Genomic DNA, 20048 nt, shown 5'->3' on the forward strand with positions numbered 1-20048 from the left:
GATTGTTTCTGATTGAATCGAAATCACGCTCCAGGTCTTTGATGAGACCAATGATTCACGCTTCGGACGGATAGGGTCCGAAGCGATCATGGTCTAAGGCACGTAAAGGCGTGACTTCGCCGCCATTTCGCGGGACAAACGTCATCCGGCAAACCAATTGATCGCTCGCTTCCCTCCGGGGGCCTTCTAAGGAGACACCGATGCGCTTCGTCAAGCTTGCAGCAGCCCTATTCGCCACGTTGGCGCTAGCCTCGTGTGGCGGGGAGCAGAAGCTGAAGATCGGCGTTGCCGGCCCCATTACCGGAAAGGACGCTGTGTTCGGCGCCCAGCTCAAGCATGGCGCGGAACAGGCCGTCGAGGACATCAACGCGGCCGGCGGCTTGAACGGGCAAAAGATAGAACTCGTGGTGGGCGACGACGCCGCCGATCCGAAGCAAGGGCGGTCGGTCGCCAACATGTTCGTCAGCGAGGGCGTAAGCTTCGTGATCGGACACTTCAATTCGGGCGTCAGCGAGCCTGCTTCGGATGTCTATTCCGAGAACGGCATCCTGATGATCACGCCGGGTTCGACGAATCCCAAAATCACGGAGCGTAGCCTCAAGGCCGTGTTCCGTACCTGCGGGCGCGACGACCAGCAGGGCAAAGTCGCCGGCGAATACATCGCGCAACACTTCAAGGACAAGAAGGTTGCCATCGCCCATGACAAGACGACCTACGGCAAGGGTCTCGCGGACGAGACCAAGAAGACGATGAACGGGCTCGGCGTCACCGAAGTGCTCTACGAAGGCGTAAATACGGGCGAACGCGACTTCAGCGCGCTGGTTTCAAAGATCAAGGCCTCGGGTGCCGACATCGTCTACTGGGGCGGCGTCCATACGGAAGGCGGTGCCATCCTGAGGCAGATGCGGGCTGCCGGCGTCAACGCAACGATGATGGGCGGCGACGGCATCGCCACCGACGAGTTCGCCGCTCTTGCCGGTCCCGGCACTGAAGGCACGCTCATGACGTTCGGTCCGGATCCTCAGAAGCGGCCGGAAGCGCAGGCGGTACTCGAGAAGTTCAAGGCCCGCAACTTCAAGCCGGAGGCCTATACGCTCTACAGCTACGCCTCGGTGCAGGTGATCGCGGAAGCCGCAAAGGCGATCAACTCCGTTGATCCGGCCAAGATCGCGGAAGAATTGCACAAAGGGAAAACGTACAAGACTGTTATCGGTGACCTGGCGTTCGACGCCAAGGGAGACGTAACCCGCATCGACTATGTCATGTACACATGGCAGAAGCAGCCGGACGGCACGATCGCCTACGTTCAGAATTGAGCTTGCCCGCGGGGCGACCCATGAGGCTACGCGCGCTCGCGCTTGCGGCTGCCCTCGGCATAACTGCTTCGACTCCTGCGTGGCCGGAGATCCGGGTCGGGCTCGCGGCTCCCCTGACCGGCCGCATGGCTGCAACCGGGCTCTCGATGCGGCAGGCGCTCGAGTCGGAGGTTACCGAGATCAATGCCACTGGCGGCGTTCTCGGCCAGCCACTCGTGCTCGTTGTCGAGGATGACGGCTGCGCGAGCACGACCGGAGAAGGCGCCGCACGGCAGCTCATCTCTCAGGGTGTTGCGGTGGTGATCGGGCATCCGTGCTCGAATGCCGCTGTAGCCGCTGCCTCCACATACAGCCAAGCGGGCGTGCTGCTCATCGCCGTGGGTGCACGCCATCCCGATGTCACGCGCGGACCTGCGACGGTTCCCGTGGTGCGGCTTGCAGGACGCGACGACAAGCAGGGTCATGCGGCCGCCTCCTGGCTCATCTCGCGTGCGCCTAGCCGACGCGTGGCCATCATCCACGATCGGACAGCGTATGCGCGCGGTATCGTCGATGCAGCTGTGGCAAGCCTCAAGGCAACAGGAGCGGAACCTGTCGCCATGCTGCCGATCGTGGCCGGCAAACACGAGTACGGCGACGCCGCTCTCAAGTTGCGAGACAGTCACGCCGAAGCAGCGCTGTTTGTAGGTTACCCAGAGGAGGCAGGCGTCATCGTCTCGGGTCTTGAAGCGCTCGGCGCCAGCATCCCTCTGCTCGGCTCCGATTCTTTGGCGACGCCTGAGTTCGCGAACACCGTAGAGCGGTCGCATCTCCCCATCGAGGTGCTGCTCCCCGCGGAGCCGAAAGACGAAAACACAGATGCGCCGGGCGTCCGCGTGCGCGGCGCTTTCGAAGCTTGGGTGCAGGCGGTGAAAGGAGTTGGCGAGACAAGCGGAACAGCGCTCGCAGCCCGCTTTCGGGAAGGAGCGCCATTCGCGACACGCTCACTGGGCGAGATCCGTTTCGATCTCAACGGGGATCTCGACACGCCCGGATTCCTCGCCGCATCGGCTCGCTCGGGTCGATGGGTGGTCGGGCGGTGAGGCTGCAGCCCCGATCGGGGGGCTGCAATGCTCTCGTTGAATCTACAGGGCTTAGCGGCCCTGTGACTCGATCCGGCATTCGATGGCGAGGCGACGCTCCATCAGAGCGAGCGCTTCGGGAACCTGTTGGCCTAGTTTCCGGTAGTTGCGAATGCGCTCTTGAACGAGAGCGTAAGATCGGCGCGGATCGTCGATCTCTTCCAGCCGATGATTGAGTTCGGCAATCTCGGCTTGCATCTGTTCGGTCATCACGTACCCCTAGTTCGTCGCGTTTTTGGCGAGGCTTGGCGGACTGGAACGCACCTGACCGTTTTCACGTCTCAAACTTCGGCCATTGACCCAATGCGTTCCCGAATCTCCGCCCTGATCCAAAGACGAGATTCAAGAGTATCCAATCCGCAACGACTTTGCTCTGACAATTCCGCAACAGTTAGATCATGGTTTCTACTTGCGCACCCGGCGAACAACCCTGATGAAACATCGAAATATGGCTCGATCTGGGCACTTTGCCTTCACTAATTGTTGCGTTGCCGAAATGTAACTTCGGCGGCGCAACACTGTGTAATCCTCTGGTTGATATTTGGTTTTTGAAGTTTTTTGGTTGAAAAGAACCGTGATCTCTCGCATTGCAGCGTGATCTCAACTTGAGGATGCCAACTCTCGGATTTTTGGGCTATTTCCCGGGGAACACGCCACTGTCGGCATGACACAATGTCGCAATGGCGACGCATCCACCCGCGTGCGCGCTTGGTCGCGGCGCTTTGGCGAGAATTGAAGCAACAGGCTGGGTCTGCTAGTGGCGTCGCTCGGCTCCTGCACAAGAGACTCCCATGATCCCCCGCTATTCCCGGCCTGAAATGGCGTCGATCTGGACGCCCGAAACGCGTTTTCGGATCTGGTTCGAGATCGAAGCGCACGCTGCCTCGGCGATGGCCGAGATCGGCATCATTCCCAAGGAGGCCGCGCAGGTCATCTGGGACAAGGGCTCGAAAGCGGAATTCGATACGGCTCGGATCGACGAAATCGAAGCGGTGACCAAGCATGACGTCATCGCGTTCCTGACCCACCTCGCCGAGCACGTCGGCCCTGAAGCGCGCTTCGTGCATCAGGGAATGACCTCGTCGGACGTACTCGACACGTGTCTCAACGTGCAGCTCGCGCGCGCCGCCGACATCCTGATTGCGGACATGGACCGCCTGCTTGCCGCGCTCAAGACGCGCGCTTTCGAGCACAAGGCGACAGTCACCATCGGACGCAGCCACGGCATTCACGCGGAGCCGACGACGTTCGGCGTCAAGCTGGCCTATGCCTATGCCGAGTTCACGCGGGCCCGCGAGCGGCTCGTGGCGGCGAAGCGCGAAGTGGCGACGTGCGCCATCTCCGGTGCCGTCGGAACCTTCGCAAACATCGATCCCTTCGTGGAAACCTACGTGGCCGAGAAGATGGGGCTCGTGCCGGAGCCCGTCTCGACGCAGATCATCCCGCGCGACCGGCATGCCGCCTACTTCGCAACTCTGGGCGTCGTCGCTTCGTCGCTCGAACGGCTTGCGATTGAAATCCGTCATCTGCAGCGCACCGAAGTGCTCGAAGCCGAGGAGTATTTCTCGCCGGGTCAAAAGGGCTCGTCGGCCATGCCGCACAAGCGCAACCCCGTCCTGACCGAAAACGTCACGGGTCTCGCGCGTATGGTGCGCGCCTACGCTTTGCCTGCGATGGAGAACGTCGCGCTCTGGCACGAGCGGGACATCTCGCACTCGTCCGTCGAGCGCATGATCGGACCGGATGCGACGGTGACGCTCGATTTCGCCATCAACCGCATGGCGGGCGTGATCGAGAAGCTGGTGATTTACCCGGAGACCATGAAGCGCAATCTCGACAAGCTCGGAGGGCTTCACAACTCGCAGCGCGTCCTGCTGGCTCTTACGCAGGCTGGAGCTTCGCGCGAAGAGGCCTACGCACTCGTTCAGCGCAACGCGATGAAGACCTGGGAAAAGGGGCTCGACTTCCTGACCGAACTCAAAGCCGACAAGGACGTCACCGCCAAGGTTCCTGCCAAGGACCTCGAAGCAATGTTCGATCTTGGCTATCACCTCAAGCACGCGGATACGATTTTCAAACGCGTGTTCGGCGAGGCGTAGCGCCGGGCGCCTCTATGAGTTCCTCACTCAATCGCGTCTTTGGGTACGGGTGTGCCGCGCTTGGCGCCGCCTTCTTCTCGACCAAGGCCATTTTCATCAAGCTGGCCTTCCAAGAGCAGGTCGACGCGTCGCTGATGCTGGCCTATCGCATGCTGTTCGCGACGCCGGTGTTCGTCGCCATCGGCATATGGGCCTATGCCCAGCGCCGTGCCAAGGGCTTGCCGCCACCTGACCGGAAAAGTGTCGCCTGGGCAATTCTCACGGGCTTCCTCGGCTACTATGTGGCGTCCGCGTTCGACTTCGCGGGGCTGCAGTATATCAGCGCCTCACTCGAACGCCTGGTGCTGTTCACCTATCCGCTGTTCGTCATGTTTCTCGGCGCGGCCCTCTATCGCCAGCCTATGACGGTGTTCGGGGTCGCGGCTGCGGCCGTCACCTATATCGGCCTCGCCATCGTGTTCACGGCCGACCTTCCGCACGGTGGCCGCGACACGGCGATCGGCACTTTCCTGGTGCTAGGTGCAGCGATCTCGTTCGCGTGGCATCAAATTCTCGCCAAACGTTGCCTTGCGCCGCTCGGGATCGCCCTGTTCACCAGCATCGCGCTTTCGGCGGCGGGCGTGTTCTGTGTGATGCACCATATAATCTTCGGCAGCGGCAGCTTCGCCGCATCGCCCCGCTTTCTGTGGTTGTCGTTCGGCTGCGCGATGGTGGCTACCGTGCTGCCGACGTTTCTCGTCAATGCCGGCCTTGTCCACGTCTCGCCGCAGGCCGTCTCGATGATCGCAACGGTCTCGCCGATCGTGACGATCGGGCTCGCGATCGAAATCCTCGGCGAGCCATTCACGGTTACGGATGCCATCGGCTCAGCTTTGGTGCTGGCTGGCGTTGGGCTCTTTACCTGGGGTGACAGCCGGGCGAAGCCCTCACGCGATGTGCCGCTATCGTCCGAACCCGTCCCGACGGCGGAGCGCGCGTCGCAGCCTTGAGGCTCCCGCGCGTCAGATGGCGTGTCCGGCCGGGAACAGACAACCGTTGCCAACCGCGTCCAACTCGCGGATTGCTACGAAAGCCAAAACTGCTCCCATATACGGTTTGCAATCACGATGCCTCAGACATCCGGCATGACCATTACCCATCGCCCGCTCTTACGCCGTATCGCGTGGACGCTCGCTGCGCTCGCTGTCTACCGGGCCGGCGGCTGGATCCCGCTGCCGGGCATAGACGTCAACGCATTGGCGGGGCGAGGTGACGCTCTCGGGGCAATCGATCGCATCTCGATCATGGCGCTCGGTATCATCCCGATGCTGTCGGCGATGGTCGTTGTCGAGGTGGCCCTGACCCTCATCCCGCGAGCTAGGGCTTGGGCGTCGGTGCCGCGCAACAGGGCTCGCCTCGATGGCTGGATCGTCGCCGGCGCGCTTGTGATGGCGGGGCTCCAAGCCAGCGGAATTGCGGTCGCGTTTGAAAGCCTCGACGGGCTCGTCCAGCAGCCGGGCCCGGCATTCCATGCGGGCGTTGTGGCTTCGCTCGTGGCGGGCACGGCGATTGCGATGTGGCTCGCGTCGGCGATCACGCGTCATGGCGTCGGCTACGGGGTCTGGATTCTCGTCGCGGCCCCGCATGCGATTTCGCTCCTGCAGGCGCTGATCGTGCAGGCCGCTCTATGGGGACCTGCAAGCCCCTTCACCATTGCGTTCTCCATCGGTTATCTCGCGCTGTGCATTGCGGTGCTGACGGTGCTGGCCAAAGCCGTGCCGCCGCTCGCCAGCACCGAAGACTTGCTCTGGACACCCGTAGTTGCCTACGCCGTCGCAAACTGGCTTCTTGCAGGAACTTTGCTGCTCAGGTGGCTCGTGCTTCCTGCCGGACAGACCGGCGCGTTTGACCAAATCATCATTTCCGAAGGCGCCGCACTCATGCCGATCATTGCAATCGCGCTGGTCGTCTTTCTGCGCCGGCGTAGCCTCGCCCGGCCTTGGACGCGCTTCGATAGGGCCTCAGCCGTCTTCACCGCCTTGGCGCTCATGGGGCTCGTGATCGCCGGCGGACTGCTAGCCCAGCTCCCGGCGCACCCTCTCTTCCCCTCGCCTGCAACGGCGCTCATTCTCGCGGCCGTCGGTCTTGCAATCGTTCAAGTCCTGCCGAACCGCGGGGCGAATGCCTATTCGACGCAGGCCTCCCAAATCCCTCCGGTCAAACCCATCTAATGCGCGTAAGATGGAGTGATGCTCCACCCCGCCGCCGATTTCCCCCGTCAATCCAACCTCTTTTTCGAGTTTGAGGGTTCATGCGCACGTCCGACGTCGACATCCTGATCGTTCCCGGCTGGTCGAGCTCCGGTCCGGATCACTGGCAATCGCGGTGGGAACGCACGCTCAAAACCGCCCGTCGGGTCGAGCAGGAAAATTGGGTGGAGCCGGAGTGCGAGGCCTGGGTTGGCCGCATCATCGAGTCGGCCGTGCAAAGCACCCGGCCCGTGGTGCTCGTTGCGCACAGCCTCGGCGTGGCCGCGGTCGCGCACATGGCCCAGCGCATTCCGAAGGGCTTCGTTTCAGGCGCGTTCCTGGTCGCGCCTGCCGACGTCGACAACGCGTCCGCATGGCCAGAGACGGAAGGGCTTATCCTCGATGGCGCGGCAAGCGGATTCGCCCCGGTGCCACTCGCTCGCTTGCCCTTTCCTTCAGTTCTGGTTGCCTCGTCGACGGACCCGTACTGTGGGCTCGAGCGCGCGAACGCGCTTGCAGATGCATGGGGGGCAACGCTGGTGGAAGCTGGAGACGCGGGCCACATCAACGGAGCATCGGGCCACGGCCCTTGGCCGGAAGGCGTGCTGCGCTTTGGAACGTTCCTGTCGACGCTGGCCGAGTAGTCGGCTCGTGGAAACGATTGAGGCGGCTCTTCGTGGGAGCCGCCTCAATGATGCTTACTTGCTGCTTGCCTCGATGTCGGCGACGGCCTTGGCGATGAACTCGCCCATCGTCTTGCGGATCTCCGCATCGTCGACCGCGATGCCCTTCTCGGCGAAGTCTTGCTTCACCTTGCGGAAGACATCGTCGTCGCCCTTCTCGGCGAGGTCGGCTTTGCGAACCGCCTTAATGTAGTCCTCGAGTGCAGGGCCGGTGATGCCGAGCTTCGCAGCCGCCCATTCGGCGAGCATCTTGTTGCGACGGCTCTCGGCTTTGAATTTCAGATCCTGGTCGAGCGCGAACTTCTTCTCGTAGGCCTTTTCTCTCTCGTCGAACGTTGTCATGACCGTCTCCACCAGGGTTTGTCCGACCCGGAATGTTCTATATTCGTTCCGGGTAAAAATGTGTTGTATGGGTCTCAGGAGTTGCCCCCCAGACCGGGAGCGGTAACCCGACCGGACAGACAAATCAACGACTTGTCAGCCGCATGCCCCGAGAGCACATCTGGCCCTTCGTTTAGATTGTTTCTGCCCCCTGGTTCAGCTAGTGTCCCAGGCATGATTTTTGTGCGTTTAGCCGCTCCCAACGAAGACGAGAACTCCCTAAATCTCGCTGATAGTTCAAAGGGGTCGGCTCCTCGGGACAGGCCGTCCTTCTTCAAATACAAAGTTGAGCATGAGCGTGATCGTCAAGGGACCAGGATCGATGAACAAGCGGCGCCGGATTTACGAGGGCAAAGCGAAGGTTCTGTATGAAGGACCGGAGCCCGGCACCCTCATTCAGCACTTCAAGGACGACGCGACGGCGTTCAATGCGAAGAAGCACGCGCTTATCGAAGGCAAGGGCGTGCTCAACAACCGCATCTCCGAATATGTCTTCCAGCGTCTCGGCGAAATCGGTGTGCCCACCCACTTCATGAAGCGCCTCAACATGCGCGAGCAGTTGATCCGCGAGGTCGAGATCATTCCGCTCGAGGTTGTCGTTCGCAACGTCGCCGCCGGCTCGCTTTCCACGCGCCTCGGTCTCGAAGAGGGCATGCAGCTGCCGCGCTCGATCATCGAGTTCTATTACAAGGCCGACAACCTCAACGACCCGATGGTCTCCGAGGAGCATATCACGGCGTTCGGCTGGGCTACGCCGCAGGAGATCGACGAGATCATGCAGCTCGCGCTGCGCGTGAACGACTTCCTCGTCGGCCTCTTCCTCGGCATCGGCATCCGCCTCGTCGACTTCAAGGTCGAGTTCGGCCGCCTGTGGGACAACGAGCAGATGCGCATCGTGCTCGCCGACGAGATCAGCCCGGACTGCTGCCGCCTGTGGGACATCTCGTCGGGCGACAAGCTCGACAAGGATCGTTTCCGCCGCGATCTCGGCGGTGTTCTCGAGGCCTATCAGGAAGTGGCGCGTCGCCTCGGCGTTCTGACCGAAAACCGTCCGCCCAAGGGCGTCGGGCCGGTGCTGGTGGCGTCTAACCCGACCGGAAAGCCGAACTAAGAGCTGGCAGTAGGGGTGAGGCCGTAGGCAGTGAGGATTGCTCATTGCGCTTCTGCTGTTCCTGCTGCCTTTACTGCCCATTGCCTTACTGCCTGGAGTTCCATGAAAGCCCGCATCAAAATCACGCTCAAATCCGGCGTGCTCGACCCGCAGGGGAAAGCCATCCAAAACGCGCTCGGCGCGCTTGGTTTCGAAGGCGTCAATGACGTACGCCAGGGCAAGTACATCGAGGTCGACGTGGCGGGCATGAGCGAGGAAAAGGCGCGGGCCGAAGTGGACCGCATGTGCCGAGATCTGCTCGCCAACACGGTGATCGAGAACTACAGCTACGAGCTGACGCCCTGATGATGGCGGAGGCGCGCACTGCAGCGGGGCTGATGGCGATCCTGCTTCCCGCCGCTGCGGTCGCCCAGACGCCTTCGCCTCCCACACTCGATTGCACGCTCGGATACGATGGGTTGCGCACGTATCTGCACTCGCTCCCGGGCGCGCAATGGGGCATCGAGGGTGGCTACGACATCGCATCGCTCGGCGCGGACAGCTGGCGCGTGCAGTTCGCCTTCACAGGGCCAGGACATCCGGCGCACCCGGCCGTTATGCAACGGATCTTCCGCAGACAGGTGACGGAAGTTTGGACAGCGGAGAGCAAAGGGTGCGGCTATGGCAACCCGAGCCAGTTCGCTATCCTCATGGCAGATATGAAAGCCGGGGACACGAAACTCACCAACGCGTCCCGGCAAGAAGTCGAGGCCCGGAAAGCCGAGCAATCGCCGCTCGGGCCCTGACCAGACGAAGAGAAATTTGGAGCCAAAAATGCTGCGCGCTTCCGTCATCGTGTTTCCGGGGTCGAACTGTGACCGCGACGTCAAGACGGCGCTCGAAGCCATTACCGGCTTCCCGGTCAAGATGGTCTGGCACGGCGATGCGACGGTGCCCGCGTCCGATCTCATCGTGCTGCCGGGTGGCTTTTCGTACGGCGACTACCTGCGCTGCGGTGCCATGGCGGCGCATTCGCCCATCATGCGCGATGTGATCGAGAAGGCGAAGAAGGGCACGCCGGTGCTCGGCATTTGCAATGGGTTCCAGATTCTCTGCGAGTCTGGACTGCTGCCTGGCGTTCTGATGCGCAATCGCTCGCTGCACTTCATCTGCCGCGACGTGTATCTCACGGTCGAGAGCGAGAAGACGTTCTTCACCAACTGCTATCGCAAAGGCGAAGTCATTCGTGTGCCCATCGCCCACGCCGAGGGCAATTACTTCGCCGATCCGGAGACGCTCGACCGGCTGGAAGGTGAAGGCCAGATCGTGTTCCGGTATTCGGACAAGGACGGCAACGTCTCGCCGGAGACCTGCCCGAACGGCGCTCAGCGCAATATTGCGGGAGTCGCCGATCCAACCGGGCGCATCCTCGGCATGATGCCTCATCCTGAGCGCCTCTATGAGAAAATGCTGGGCGGTACGGACGGCCGGCGCGTTTTTGAAAGCGCCATGGTGAGCGCGGTCGAGGCCTTGAGCTGACGGCCCCTCTTCGCAGTTGCGTCATCACCTGATGTAGGCAGACTTTTGCGCGGTTGCTCAATCACTCGCGCAGCCGAAGCGCGCCCTCTCGGGGTCCTATCAGACATGCTTGCCGATTTGTGAGGGACCCGCGTCCGCTCTATCGCGTTAGATCGCACAGAGCGATACGCGCTCGCGATTGCGCCCGGCGTTCAGCCCGCGCAACCGAACAGAGAACCTGAACATTGCGCAAAGTGAGTGATGTCATGGAACAGACGAAAAACATCGTCGTCATCGCCGCCGCTGCACTCATGGCGATCGTTGGTGCGGCTTCCTTCGCTGAGGCACGAGGTTTCCACGGTGGTGGTTTTCACGGTGGAGGTTTTCACGCCGGAGGCTTCCACGGTGGAGGTTTCCGCGGAGGGTTCCGCCATGCCTCGATTGGCGGCTGGCATGGAGGTCCGCGCGTAGCCGGCTGGCGCGGCAGGCGCGTCTGGCACGGAGCTGCCTGGCACGGCGGTCGCCGCGTCTGGCGCAACGGTCGTTGGGTTGCCATTGGAGCGTTCCCAGCCTTCTACGGCGGTTACTACTATGGTGGCTATGGCGGCGGATGCGGCTGGCTGTATCGCAGGGCCTCGGTGACCGGTAGTTCGTATTGGTGGCGGCGCTACCAAGCTTGCGTCGGCTCCTATTGATGTCTGAGCCGTGAATACCCTCGCCATATTGCGGCGCATCAAATGCGAATGGGGATGGACCGCTAGGTCCATCCCCATTCTGTCTCCCCGTCTAGCGGGGTGAGTATCGGGTTCGCCGGCATCTCACCGGGAGGCCGAACTCAGCGCTTCTTCGTATCCTGGCCTTCGGGGGCCCAGGTCTGAAGCAGCGCGAGCAGTACGGCTTTCATTGGAAGTTCTCTCTAGGTTTTGCTTCGCGTTGGAAAGTTTATAGCCGACCCGTTTGCCTAAAGGTAGTGCGGCACTTGCTCACCAGCAATGCAGCGGCCGCATTGCTCCCTAGGGGAATCCAGAAATATTTAAATATTCTTCTGGTTCTAAATAAAAAGAGAGCAAGTCGGAGACCTGCTCTCTTACTAGGCTGCGTAACTTGCGATTTACTTATTACGACTTGTAGGGCGCACGATCGAACACACGCGCATTCATCTCCGTGCCGTCCATCGTGCACAGGAACTCGGCAGACTGACCGGCGCTGGCATCAACCTGGATGCCCTTGCCCGGCTGGACGGGGATCACGAAGCGGGTCCCCGGGCTATCGAAGCCCGATTCGCCGCCGTTGCTGTCCGCCACGACGACAGTCAGATGGCAGGCGTCGTCCTTGACCTGGAAATAGCCGACGGCATGCTTGCCACCGAACTGCAGGCTCGTGCCGTGGCCCGGCATCATGTTCGTGTAGTCGTTCTTTGACGGGGAGTCTGCGAATACTGCACTTGCGGCCAGAACACCCATCACACCCGCTGCTGCAGCAACGGTCTTCGTCGCCTTCAACATGGTTCCACTCCTTATGAATGATGAGAAGCTCGCCGCGGCGTGGCTCTTGGTGGCCCGCATTCCGGCTTGGTGAGTATCTAACATCATGACTCTTCGAGGAGAATTCATGATGCTGCATAGCAGCGGCCGATTTTGTGCAGCGCGGTACTGTCGCATTCGGTCCGTTGTCGCGCCGGTGATCCAGGTCGCAAAAGCGTCATCCGACGTCGGTCGATTCGCGCTTCCGGAGGATGCGGTGTCACGCCCGTGGGCGAAGCGGCCGGGGTAAGCGACAAGTGCAATCACACTCGTTATAAGCACCGCGTTAGAGACCTCTTTTTTGGCGTGCTTCTTATCGGAAAACCCGCTTCCAGCCCGGCCCTCGCCGGGACAGGTTTTTCCGAAAGCACTCATGCGAGACCCGAAAGTCAGACCTGATGCAGGAAACCGCGACTTCCGCCATCACCCCCGAGATCGTTGCCCAGCACGGCCTCAAGCCCGACGAATACCAGCGCCTCCTCAAGATTCTCGGCCGGGAGCCGCGCATTACCGAGCTCGGCATCTTCTCGGTGATGTGGAGCGAACACTGCTCCTATAAGTCCTCGCGCGTATGGCTGAAGACCCTGCCCACCTCCGGCGCCAAGGTCATCCAGGGACCGGGTGAAAACGCAGGCGTCGTGGATCTGGGCGACGGCGACGCCGCCATCTTCAAGATGGAGAGCCATAATCACCCCTCGTACATCGAGCCCTATCAGGGCGCGGCGACGGGCGTTGGTGGCATCATGCGCGACGTGTTCACGATGGGTGCGCGCCCCGTGGCGAACCTCAACGCGCTGCGCTTCGGCGATCCGTCCCACCCCAAGACGCGTCACCTCGTATCAGGCGTCGTTTCCGGTATTGGCGGCTACGGCAACTGCGTCGGCGTGCCGACCGTCGGCGGCGAGGTGAACTTCGACGCGGGTTACAACGGCAACATCCTCGTCAACGCCATGTGCGTCGGCCTCGCGAAGACGGACAAGATCTTCTACTCGGCCGCCAAGGGCGTGGGCCTGCCGGTCGTCTACGTCGGCTCGAAGACCGGCCGCGACGGCATCCACGGCGCGACCATGGCGTCCGCCGAGTTCGACGACAAGAGCGAGGAGAAGCGTCCGACCGTGCAAGTCGGCGATCCCTTCACCGAGAAGCTCCTGATTGAAGCCTGCCTGGAGATGATGGCTTCGGACGCGATCATCGCCATCCAGGATATGGGTGCGGCTGGCCTTACTTCCTCCACCTCCGAGATGGCGGACAAGGGCGGCGTCGGCATCACGCTCGATCTCGACAAGGTTCCGCAGCGCGAAGAGAACATGACGGCCTACGAGATGATGCTCTCGGAGAGCCAGGAGCGCATGCTCATGATCCTGAAGCCCGGCCGCGAGGGCGAGGCGGAAGCGATCTTCAAAAAGTGGGGACTCGACTTCGCCGTCATCGGCATCACGACCGACACGGGCCGCATGATCGTGACGCACAAGGGCCAGGTGGAAGCGGACCTTCCCGTGCCGGTGCTCGCCAACTCGGCGCCGATGTACGAGCGCCCGTGGTATGCGCACGTGCCGCCGCAGCCGGTTCTGCCGCAGTGGGTGAAAGCGCCCAACGGCAATCTCGACGCCCTGAAGACGATGTTCGGCTCGCCCGCCCTCTGCTCGCGCCGTTGGGTGTGGGAGCAGTACGATCACATGGTCATGGGTGACACGGTCGGCCGTCCGGGCGGCGACGCGGCCGTCGTGCGCGTGCACGGCACGAAGAAGGGGCTGGCGGTCACGTGCGACGTCACCCCGCGCTATGTGGCTGCCGATCCCGAGATGGGCACCAAGCAGGCCGTGGTCGAAACGTGGCGCAATCTCACGGCCGTCGGCGCCGATCCCATTGCCATCACCGACAACATGAACTTCGGCAATCCCGAGCGGCCCGAGATCATGGGCCAGTTCGTGGCCTCCGTGCGCGGTATGGGCGAAGCCTGCCGCGTGCTCGACTACCCCGTCGTGTCCGGCAACGTCTCGCTCTACAATGAGACCAACGGCGTCGGCATCCCACCCACGCCTGCGATCGGCGGCGTCGGCCTCATTCCCGATACCGCGCACATGGCGGACATCAGCCTCAAACGTGAGGGCGACCTCCTCGTCGTGCTCGGCCGCGAGCAGGGTTGGCTCGGCCAGTCGCTCTACCAGCAGATCATCTGCGAAAAGCTCGAAGGCGCGCCGCCTCCTGTCGATCTCGCCGACGAGATCAAGGCGGGCCGCCTCGTGCGCGCATTGATCCGCGAAGACAAGGTGTCGGCCGTGCATGACGTTTCGGACGGCGGCTTGCTCGTCGCCGTCGCGGAGATGGCGCTTGCGTCCGGCGAGAAAGGCAGCGGCATCGGCGCCGAGCTGTTCGCCTACGAAGGCAAATTGCCCGTCCACTCGATCTGGTTCGGCGAAGACCAGGGGCGTTATGTGCTCGCCATCGATCCGGCCCGCGCCGAGGAAGTGGTCGAACGGGCTCGCCTGCTCGCGCTACCGGCCCGCATCGTCGGCCGCACGGGCGGCGACGCCATCGTGCTCAAGGGCGAGGAGCCGCTGAAGCTCGCGGAGCTTGCGGAGATCTCCGAGGGCTGGCTGCCGGGGTATATGGCAGGGGAGCTGTAGCCAGCCCGCTCCTGATGGCGACGTTTAGATTCCCCGACGAAGGGCGCGTTTGTCATCGCATGGCGGCTAAAGCTGCCTCGAAGCTACTGCCGTTCACCCTGAGCATTCCCATGCCGGGGTGGTCGAGGTCGATGGTCATCCATAGGGCGATGGCAAGGACGACCCCGTAAACTGAATCGAGGAGCGAAAAGCGGCGATTCACGCGGCCGTTGCCGAATCCTAGCAAGCCAACGCCGATGGCTATCGTTCCCAGCAAGGCCGCCAGGATCGGCAGCGGCAAGTGACGTCTTGCCATTGCGAGGTGCGTTGCATGCAAGTCGATGACGTCATTGATCGGCGGCAGGACAACGGCCATGAGCGGCGCATTATCCCGTGTCGCCTCGATTGCTGATTGCCACATACGATCGTGCAGGCCGCTCACCTTGGCAAGCAAACTGTCGATTTGCGGGTGGTCCGCGCCACCTAGCAGCTTGATCCGGTCGCGGGTGTACTCCCTGATCGCGTCCTTGAGTTCGCTTCGATAGGGTTCGGCTATGACATCGGCCCTCAAGTAGGCCGTCCCGACCGCGTTCGATTCCTTGACGATAATATCCAGCCGATCGATGAAACGGGAAGCGGCTCCAGAGAAGGTAAAGCCAATCAGAAACGCCACCAGCGCCGCCGTTGACGCTCTGACGAGCGTCACTTGCCGGTCTAGAATTTGATCGGCGGAGCGCGTCGACGATCCCAGCCTGAACCCGAGCTCATGCGCGGCCATGAGGCCGGCGATTAGCGCCGCAGCGACGAGCAACTCAGTCATGGTTGCGCCTTCCCTGCATGGTTTCGCTTCAAGCGTTGCGCTGGATGCGAGAAAGAGCCTTCGATCGTTTGGCGATGCCCTTCAGAAAATATCCGAAAAATTCTGCTCTGCGAAGCTGGCGACTTCTTTGGTCTCCGCCAGCGCGCAGCACCGCTTGCCGGCAGACGACGGAATAGGCACATTGCGGAGCGTCGCAGCAACGCTGGAGCCAGCCGTCATGAAGCGCGCGAGTTTCCTATTCTGCTTCGTCCTGATCGCATCGGCGGGACCGGTCCAGTCGGCACCCCTCGATCAGAAAAGCAAAGCGCCCGACTGGGGTCGCGCCACGCAGGCGGAAAAGGACGCTTGGATTGCGGCCTTCAAGTTCAAGCAAGCGGATGTCAAAAAGGCGGACGTCGCGGCGTGCCTCGATAAGCACGCCGGCAAGCCTCTGTTTGAGACCAACGATCTGTCGGGCGTCACCGAGATGTGCGGGACTATCGCCGCGCTTCCGTGAGATTCAGCCGCGCCGCGCGGCCTCGATGGCGGCGACGTCGATTTTCCTCATGTCCATCATGGCAGTGAACGCGCGTTTGGCCTCGTCGCCGCCGACTGCCAGCGCCTCCATCAGGACCCGCGGCGTGATTTGCCAGGAGAGGCCCCACTTGTCCTTGCACCAGCCGCACGCGCTCTCCTGGCCGCCGTTGCCGACGATGGCGTTCCAGTAGCGATCGGTTTCTTCCTGGTCGTCAGTCGCGATCTGGAACGAAAAGGCTTCGCTATGCTTGAAGGCGGTTCCGCCGTTGAGGCCAAGGCAGGGCACGCCGGCGACCGTGAACTCGACGGTGAGCACATCGCCTGCCTTGCCGGAAGGATAGTCGGTCGGGGCCCGGTGGACGGCGGTCACCGCGCTGTTCGGAAATGTCTCCGCGTAGAAGCGGGCAGCGGCTTCGGCGTCCTTGTCGTACCACAGGCAAATCGTGTTCTTAGCCATTCCGTGTCCTTTCGTAGGGCGATTCAATTCCGCTCAAGGACGGTGGGGAACGCGCCGATCCGACACTTCGATGGATCTTTTTTGGGTGGAGACCTCGACGTGAAGCTGATCACTCCCCCCAGCCACCGACGGCTTTGACTGCCCGGCCGGATATGCCATGCGACGGCACTACACCGCTCTCTGCATTCAAGCGTGCTTTCGGCGCTCAATTGTGGCGATTTTCACCGCCGCATCGTTCGGCTGATCACAGTCTTTGGCGCATCATCCGACGGGTCGCTGCGCAGCAAGGTTGCGCCCCTCGGCGAGCAGTGTCTCGACCTCTTGCTCGGTGAAGCTGCGTTCCGACCTGTTGGCTACGCCGAGCGTTCCGACCACGTCTTCGCCGTCGAAAATCGGCACGACGATCGATCCGGCAAGCCCTGTCGCACGGGCACCAGGTCGCACGTCGCCGCTGGTATCGGTTTGAATGTTGCAGGCGTCCACGGGAGCCCGCCGCTCGAAGGCAAGGCCGGCCATGCCCTTGCCGACAGGAATCTCGCGTATGATCGCTAGAACATGCGGCGGCATGCCCGCGCTCGCCGCTGCAAGATGAAGCAGCCCGTCGGGGCCGATATAATGCAGTGTTCCGCTGTCAGCCCCCACCATGCGGACGATGCGGGCCAACGCTTCCGAATGACCGGTCGGCTCGTTGTTCAGTACCATCAAGACCGCCTCCAGACTTGGAGTTGATAATGATACTTTATAGCGTTTCTTTAATGCCTTGGGAATGGGAGGCCCGTTGTCTCATCGCTCAGTGCTGCGATCATCCCCATCCAGCATCGAACAGCTACAGGTGCCGCAGCGACCGTAGCGGAAACTAATCCAACCGGAACCTCGGTCATTGCGCCATCGCGTGCCGGGCGAAGAGTGAGGTCGCTCACTCCCCCCAGCCGCCGATGGCTTTGACCTCAAGGTATTCCTCGATGCCGAAGCGGCCCCACTCGCGGCCGTTGCCCGACTGCTTGTAGCCGCCAAACGGCGCGCGGCGGTCGTTCATAGCGCCGTTCAAGTTCACGTTGCCCGCCCGAATGCGCCGTGCGACGGCGCGGGCGTGCGCGATATCACCCGAGGAGACATAGCCCGCGAGGCCATAAGGCGTGTCGTTGGCAATGCGCACGGCATCGTCCTCGTCCTTGTACGCCAGGATCGACAGCACCGGACCGAAGATCTCCTCGCGCGCGATGGTCATCTCCGGCTTCACGTCGGCGAAGACGGTGGGTCGCACGAAGAACCCCTTGTTGAGGCCCTGGGGACGTCCGGGGCCGCCTGCGGCCACTGTCGCGCCCTCCTCGACGCCGCTTGCGATGAGGCGCTGGATCTTCTCCCACTGCGTGCGGTTGGCGACGGGCCCCATGTCGGTGTCCGCGGCGCGCGGATCGCCCAAGCGGATGCTGTTGGCCATGGCAGCAGCGATCCCGGCCGCCTCCCTCATACGGGTTTCCGGCACGAGCATGCGGGTCGGCGCGTTGCAGGACTGTCCCGAGTTGGCGAAGCAATGGCGCGCGCCGCCAGTCACCGCCTTCTCGAAGTCGGCATCCGCCAGAATGATGTTGGCCGACTTGCCGCCCAGCTCCTGCGTGACGCGCTTCACGGTCGGCGCCGCCCTCGTCGCGACGTCGATGCCGGCGCGGGTCGAACCCGTAAACGAAATCATATCGAGGCCGGGATGGCCGCTCATGGCCGCGCCGACTTCCGGGCCCAACCCGTTGACGAGGTTGAAGACGCCCGGGGGCACGCCCGCATCGTGTAGAACCTCGGCGAGGATCAGTGCGGCCGTGGGTGTGTACTCCGAGGGTTTGAGCACCATCGTACAACCCGCCGCGAGGGCGGGAGCGATCTTGCACGCCATCTGGTTCATCGGCCAGTTCCAGGGCGTGATCTGCCCGGCAACGCCAATGGGCTCGCGCACCACCATCGCGGCGCCGATGCGTTCCTCGAACACATAGGTCTTGAGGGCTTCCTGGGTGGTCATGAAATGGCTGAGGCCGGCGCCCGCGTGGACGCGCTCGGCAAATGTCAGCGGCGCACCCATTTCATCCGAGATGGCGCCGCCGACGTCCTTCATGCGCTTGCTGTAGAGCTCCAGGATGCGGGCGAGCAGCGCGAGACGGTCTTCGCGCGTCGTGGCGGCGAACTTGGGCCAGGCTTCGCGCGCGGCCGCAACGGCACGATCGACGTCAGCAGCGTTGCCGAGCGCCACGTTGTAGAGCACCTCCTCGGTCGCCGGATTGACCACGGGAAGGTTGCGGTCCTCACTCGGCGCAACCCAATTGCCACCGATGTAGAATTTGTTCCGTTCCGCCATAACTCGCCGTTCCAAAAAACCGTATGCGGCCCTCTCTTCGCACGAAGGGCGCACGATGGCCAACCCCCTGAGCGCGCGCCAGATATTCGGCCTCCTCATACCGGTAGGAAAAAAATAACTTTAATTTTGAATTTCGGGATGGAGAAAAATTTTAATTTCGATTGGGACGAATCCCCAATAGATAAAATTTTAGCTTTGGGCGGCCATACTCGTACTCAGTTTTTTGGAGTGCTTGTCATGCGTACCGCACCGATCTTCGGGCTGCTTGTAGCGGCCCTTATTCCCCTGTCTCTCGACCATCATCCGGAACCGACCAAGACGATTGCTTCCGCCGCGCCAACGACGTTGAGCACGGAGGTTCACGGAGCGATCCAGTCGGTTCTCTTTACCGCACAGCGCAACGCTGAAATCGAACGTTCGATGGAAGCGTCGCACATCGCCCGCGAGCGTTCGTTCGTGATGGCGCGCAATCGCGAGATCCAGATCTCGTCTGCCGTGAGCGCGCGCATTCGGCCCGTACTTGCCGCCGCAGCGCGCGCAGAAGAACGCGCAAAGATGATTGCCAGCATCGACAGCCTGCGCACACTGGCCTTCGCCGCGGCCCGCAATGCCGAGATCAACCGCTCGGTCGCCGTCTCGAAGCGCGCGGCTGATGAGAGCTTCGTCACTGAGCGCAATCAGGAAATCGAAATTTCTCTCGCGAATGTCGCCGCAAATAATCGGCTCATTGCATTCTCAGCCCAGCGCAATCGCGAAATCGAAACAAGCTCGGCTCGTGTTGCCTATCAGCGGGCTCAGGAATTCGCTGCAGCCCGCAATGCCGAAATCGAAATTTCGATGGCCCGTGTGAAAGGTGAATCAACGCTCGCTGCGCTTGGCCGTATTGCTCCGCTGATCACCGGTACGGACATCGAAACGGGTAGCCTTCGCGACTAGTGGCTTCCGGGGCGGCGCTCTGACGCAGCCTTTTCCGGCTGGCACCATCCGTATAGACTTCTCGAGGCCGTCCCTTTCGGGCGGCCTCAAGATTTTTTGGAGTGTTCCCTATCCATGCCTATGGACCCGACCGAGATCGAGCGGCTGATCAAAGACAAGTTTCCGGACGCAACCATCCAGATCCAGGATCTGGCCGGAGACGGCGATCATTATGCCGCGCGCGTCGAAAGCCGCGCGTTCAAGGGTAAAACGCGCGTGCAGCAGCACCAGATGGTCTATGAGGCCCTTGGCGGGCGCATGGGCGGCGTTCTGCATGCCTTGGCGCTGACGACGGCCACGCCGCCAGATTGAGGCGCCGCCGCCTGCATTGGCTGTGGGTGGATTGACAACGGTCCTCCCCACGCCACATC

General features: G+C 62.2%; 22 protein-coding genes. 15 read left to right on the forward strand and 7 right to left on the reverse strand.

Annotated features, from left to right (window positions below; all coding sequences use genetic code 11):
- Nucleotides 1–200 precede the first annotated feature (200 nt).
- Nucleotides 201–1316, forward strand: a complete 1116-nt coding sequence (locus VHO05_RS18020) for a branched-chain amino acid ABC transporter substrate-binding protein (RefSeq protein ID WP_329647995.1) — start codon at nt 201–203, stop codon at nt 1314–1316.
- A gap of 20 nt (nt 1317–1336) precedes the next feature.
- On the forward strand, nt 1337–2398 hold the full coding sequence (locus VHO05_RS18025; protein WP_329647996.1) for a branched-chain amino acid ABC transporter substrate-binding protein: 1062 nt from the start codon (nt 1337–1339) through the stop codon (nt 2396–2398).
- 51 nt (nt 2399–2449) lie between these two features.
- Here the strand turns inward: VHO05_RS18025 and VHO05_RS18030 are convergent, their stop codons facing one another.
- Nucleotides 2450–2647, reverse strand: a complete 198-nt coding sequence (locus VHO05_RS18030; RefSeq protein ID WP_329647997.1) for a hypothetical protein — start codon at nt 2645–2647, stop codon at nt 2450–2452.
- Between the two features lie 581 nt (nt 2648–3228).
- Between VHO05_RS18030 and purB the strand changes: the two genes are divergently transcribed.
- The 4 genes from purB (at nt 3229) to VHO05_RS18050 (ending at nt 7408) form a co-directional block, all read left to right on the forward strand.
- The gene (gene purB, locus VHO05_RS18035; protein ID WP_329647998.1) at nt 3229–4536 is read left to right on the forward strand and encodes an adenylosuccinate lyase; all 1308 of its coding nucleotides are present in this window, start codon (nt 3229–3231) and stop codon (nt 4534–4536) included.
- A gap of 14 nt (nt 4537–4550) precedes the next feature.
- A complete protein-coding gene (locus tag VHO05_RS18040; protein WP_329647999.1) occupies nt 4551–5525 on the forward strand; it encodes a DMT family transporter in 975 nt (324 codons plus the stop codon).
- A gap of 135 nt (nt 5526–5660) precedes the next feature.
- Entirely contained in the window at nt 5661–6746 is a 1086-nt protein-coding gene (locus VHO05_RS18045; protein ID WP_329648000.1) for a hypothetical protein, read from the forward strand.
- An 80-nt stretch (nt 6747–6826) separates the two neighbouring features.
- Nucleotides 6827–7408 carry an alpha/beta hydrolase gene (locus tag VHO05_RS18050; protein WP_329648001.1) on the forward strand — a complete coding sequence of 194 codons (582 nt, stop codon included), beginning with the start codon at nt 6827–6829 and terminating at the stop codon, nt 7406–7408.
- A gap of 54 nt (nt 7409–7462) precedes the next feature.
- Here VHO05_RS18050 and VHO05_RS18055 read toward each other — a convergent pair whose 3' ends face one another.
- Entirely contained in the window at nt 7463–7789 is a 327-nt protein-coding gene (locus VHO05_RS18055; RefSeq protein WP_329648002.1) for a DUF1476 domain-containing protein, read from the reverse strand.
- Between the two features lie 361 nt (nt 7790–8150).
- Here VHO05_RS18055 and purC point away from each other — a divergent pair, with 361 nt between their 5' ends.
- The 5 genes from purC (at nt 8151) to VHO05_RS18080 (ending at nt 11131) form a co-directional block, all read left to right on the forward strand.
- Nucleotides 8151–8939 carry a phosphoribosylaminoimidazolesuccinocarboxamide synthase gene (gene purC, locus VHO05_RS18060; RefSeq protein ID WP_329648199.1) on the forward strand — a complete coding sequence of 263 codons (789 nt, stop codon included), beginning with the start codon at nt 8151–8153 and terminating at the stop codon, nt 8937–8939.
- 102 nt (nt 8940–9041) lie between these two features.
- Nucleotides 9042–9284: a phosphoribosylformylglycinamidine synthase subunit PurS gene (purS, locus tag VHO05_RS18065; RefSeq protein ID WP_329648003.1), complete on the forward strand. Its 243-nt coding sequence runs from the start codon at nt 9042–9044 to the stop codon at nt 9282–9284.
- Nucleotides 9284–9724 carry a hypothetical protein gene (locus VHO05_RS18070; protein WP_329648004.1) on the forward strand — a complete coding sequence of 147 codons (441 nt, stop codon included), beginning with the start codon at nt 9284–9286 and terminating at the stop codon, nt 9722–9724. The genes purS and VHO05_RS18070 overlap by 1 nt, the downstream gene beginning before the upstream one ends.
- A 28-nt stretch (nt 9725–9752) precedes the next feature.
- Complete coding sequence (purQ, locus tag VHO05_RS18075) at nt 9753–10457, forward strand: phosphoribosylformylglycinamidine synthase subunit PurQ (RefSeq protein ID WP_329648005.1); 705 nt, start codon at nt 9753–9755, stop codon at nt 10455–10457.
- Between the two features lie 245 nt (nt 10458–10702).
- Complete coding sequence (locus VHO05_RS18080; RefSeq protein ID WP_329648006.1) at nt 10703–11131, forward strand: hypothetical protein; 429 nt, start codon at nt 10703–10705, stop codon at nt 11129–11131.
- A 423-nt stretch (nt 11132–11554) separates the two neighbouring features.
- Here the strand turns inward: VHO05_RS18080 and VHO05_RS18085 are convergent, their stop codons facing one another.
- Nucleotides 11555–11941 carry a hypothetical protein gene (locus VHO05_RS18085; protein ID WP_329648007.1) on the reverse strand — a complete coding sequence of 129 codons (387 nt, stop codon included), beginning with the start codon at nt 11939–11941 and terminating at the stop codon, nt 11555–11557.
- Between the two features lie 416 nt (nt 11942–12357).
- Here VHO05_RS18085 and purL point away from each other — a divergent pair, with 416 nt between their 5' ends.
- Nucleotides 12358–14586, forward strand: a complete 2229-nt coding sequence (gene purL / locus VHO05_RS18090; RefSeq protein ID WP_329648008.1) for a phosphoribosylformylglycinamidine synthase subunit PurL — start codon at nt 12358–12360, stop codon at nt 14584–14586.
- A 52-nt stretch (nt 14587–14638) separates the two neighbouring features.
- Here purL and VHO05_RS18095 read toward each other — a convergent pair whose 3' ends face one another.
- Nucleotides 14639–15376, reverse strand: a complete 738-nt coding sequence (locus VHO05_RS18095; RefSeq protein ID WP_329648009.1) for a hypothetical protein — start codon at nt 15374–15376, stop codon at nt 14639–14641.
- Nucleotides 15377–15602: 226 nt separating this feature from the next.
- On the opposite strand from VHO05_RS18095, the gene VHO05_RS18100 reads away from it, so the two are divergent.
- The gene (locus VHO05_RS18100; protein WP_329648010.1) at nt 15603–15881 is read left to right on the forward strand and encodes a hypothetical protein; all 279 of its coding nucleotides are present in this window, start codon (nt 15603–15605) and stop codon (nt 15879–15881) included.
- Between the two features lie 3 nt (nt 15882–15884).
- On the opposite strand, the gene VHO05_RS18105 is transcribed toward VHO05_RS18100, so the two are convergent.
- The 3 genes from VHO05_RS18105 to VHO05_RS18115 all read right to left on the reverse strand — a co-directional run bounded on the left by VHO05_RS18105 (nt 15885) and on the right by VHO05_RS18115 (nt 18702).
- Nucleotides 15885–16358 (reverse strand): VOC family protein, encoded by a 474-nt coding sequence (locus VHO05_RS18105; RefSeq protein WP_329648011.1) that lies wholly within the window; start codon nt 16356–16358, stop codon nt 15885–15887.
- Nucleotides 16359–16619: 261 nt separating this feature from the next.
- A complete protein-coding gene (locus VHO05_RS18110; protein ID WP_329648012.1) occupies nt 16620–17060 on the reverse strand; it encodes a GAF domain-containing protein in 441 nt (146 codons plus the stop codon).
- A gap of 214 nt (nt 17061–17274) precedes the next feature.
- A complete protein-coding gene (locus VHO05_RS18115) occupies nt 17275–18702 on the reverse strand; it encodes an aldehyde dehydrogenase family protein (RefSeq protein ID WP_329648013.1) in 1428 nt (475 codons plus the stop codon).
- Nucleotides 18703–18939: 237 nt separating this feature from the next.
- Between VHO05_RS18115 and VHO05_RS18120 the strand changes: the two genes are divergently transcribed.
- Nucleotides 18940–19638 (forward strand): hypothetical protein, encoded by a 699-nt coding sequence (locus VHO05_RS18120; RefSeq protein WP_329648014.1) that lies wholly within the window; start codon nt 18940–18942, stop codon nt 19636–19638.
- Nucleotides 19639–19752: 114 nt separating this feature from the next.
- Nucleotides 19753–19989 carry a BolA family transcriptional regulator gene (locus tag VHO05_RS18125; protein WP_329648015.1) on the forward strand — a complete coding sequence of 79 codons (237 nt, stop codon included), beginning with the start codon at nt 19753–19755 and terminating at the stop codon, nt 19987–19989.
- The last annotated feature ends 59 nt before the right edge of the window (nt 19990–20048 follow it).

The sequence above is a fragment of the Hyphomicrobium sp. genome, assembly GCF_036262015.1.
Classification (GTDB): domain Bacteria; phylum Pseudomonadota; class Alphaproteobacteria; order Rhizobiales; family Hyphomicrobiaceae; genus Hyphomicrobium_C.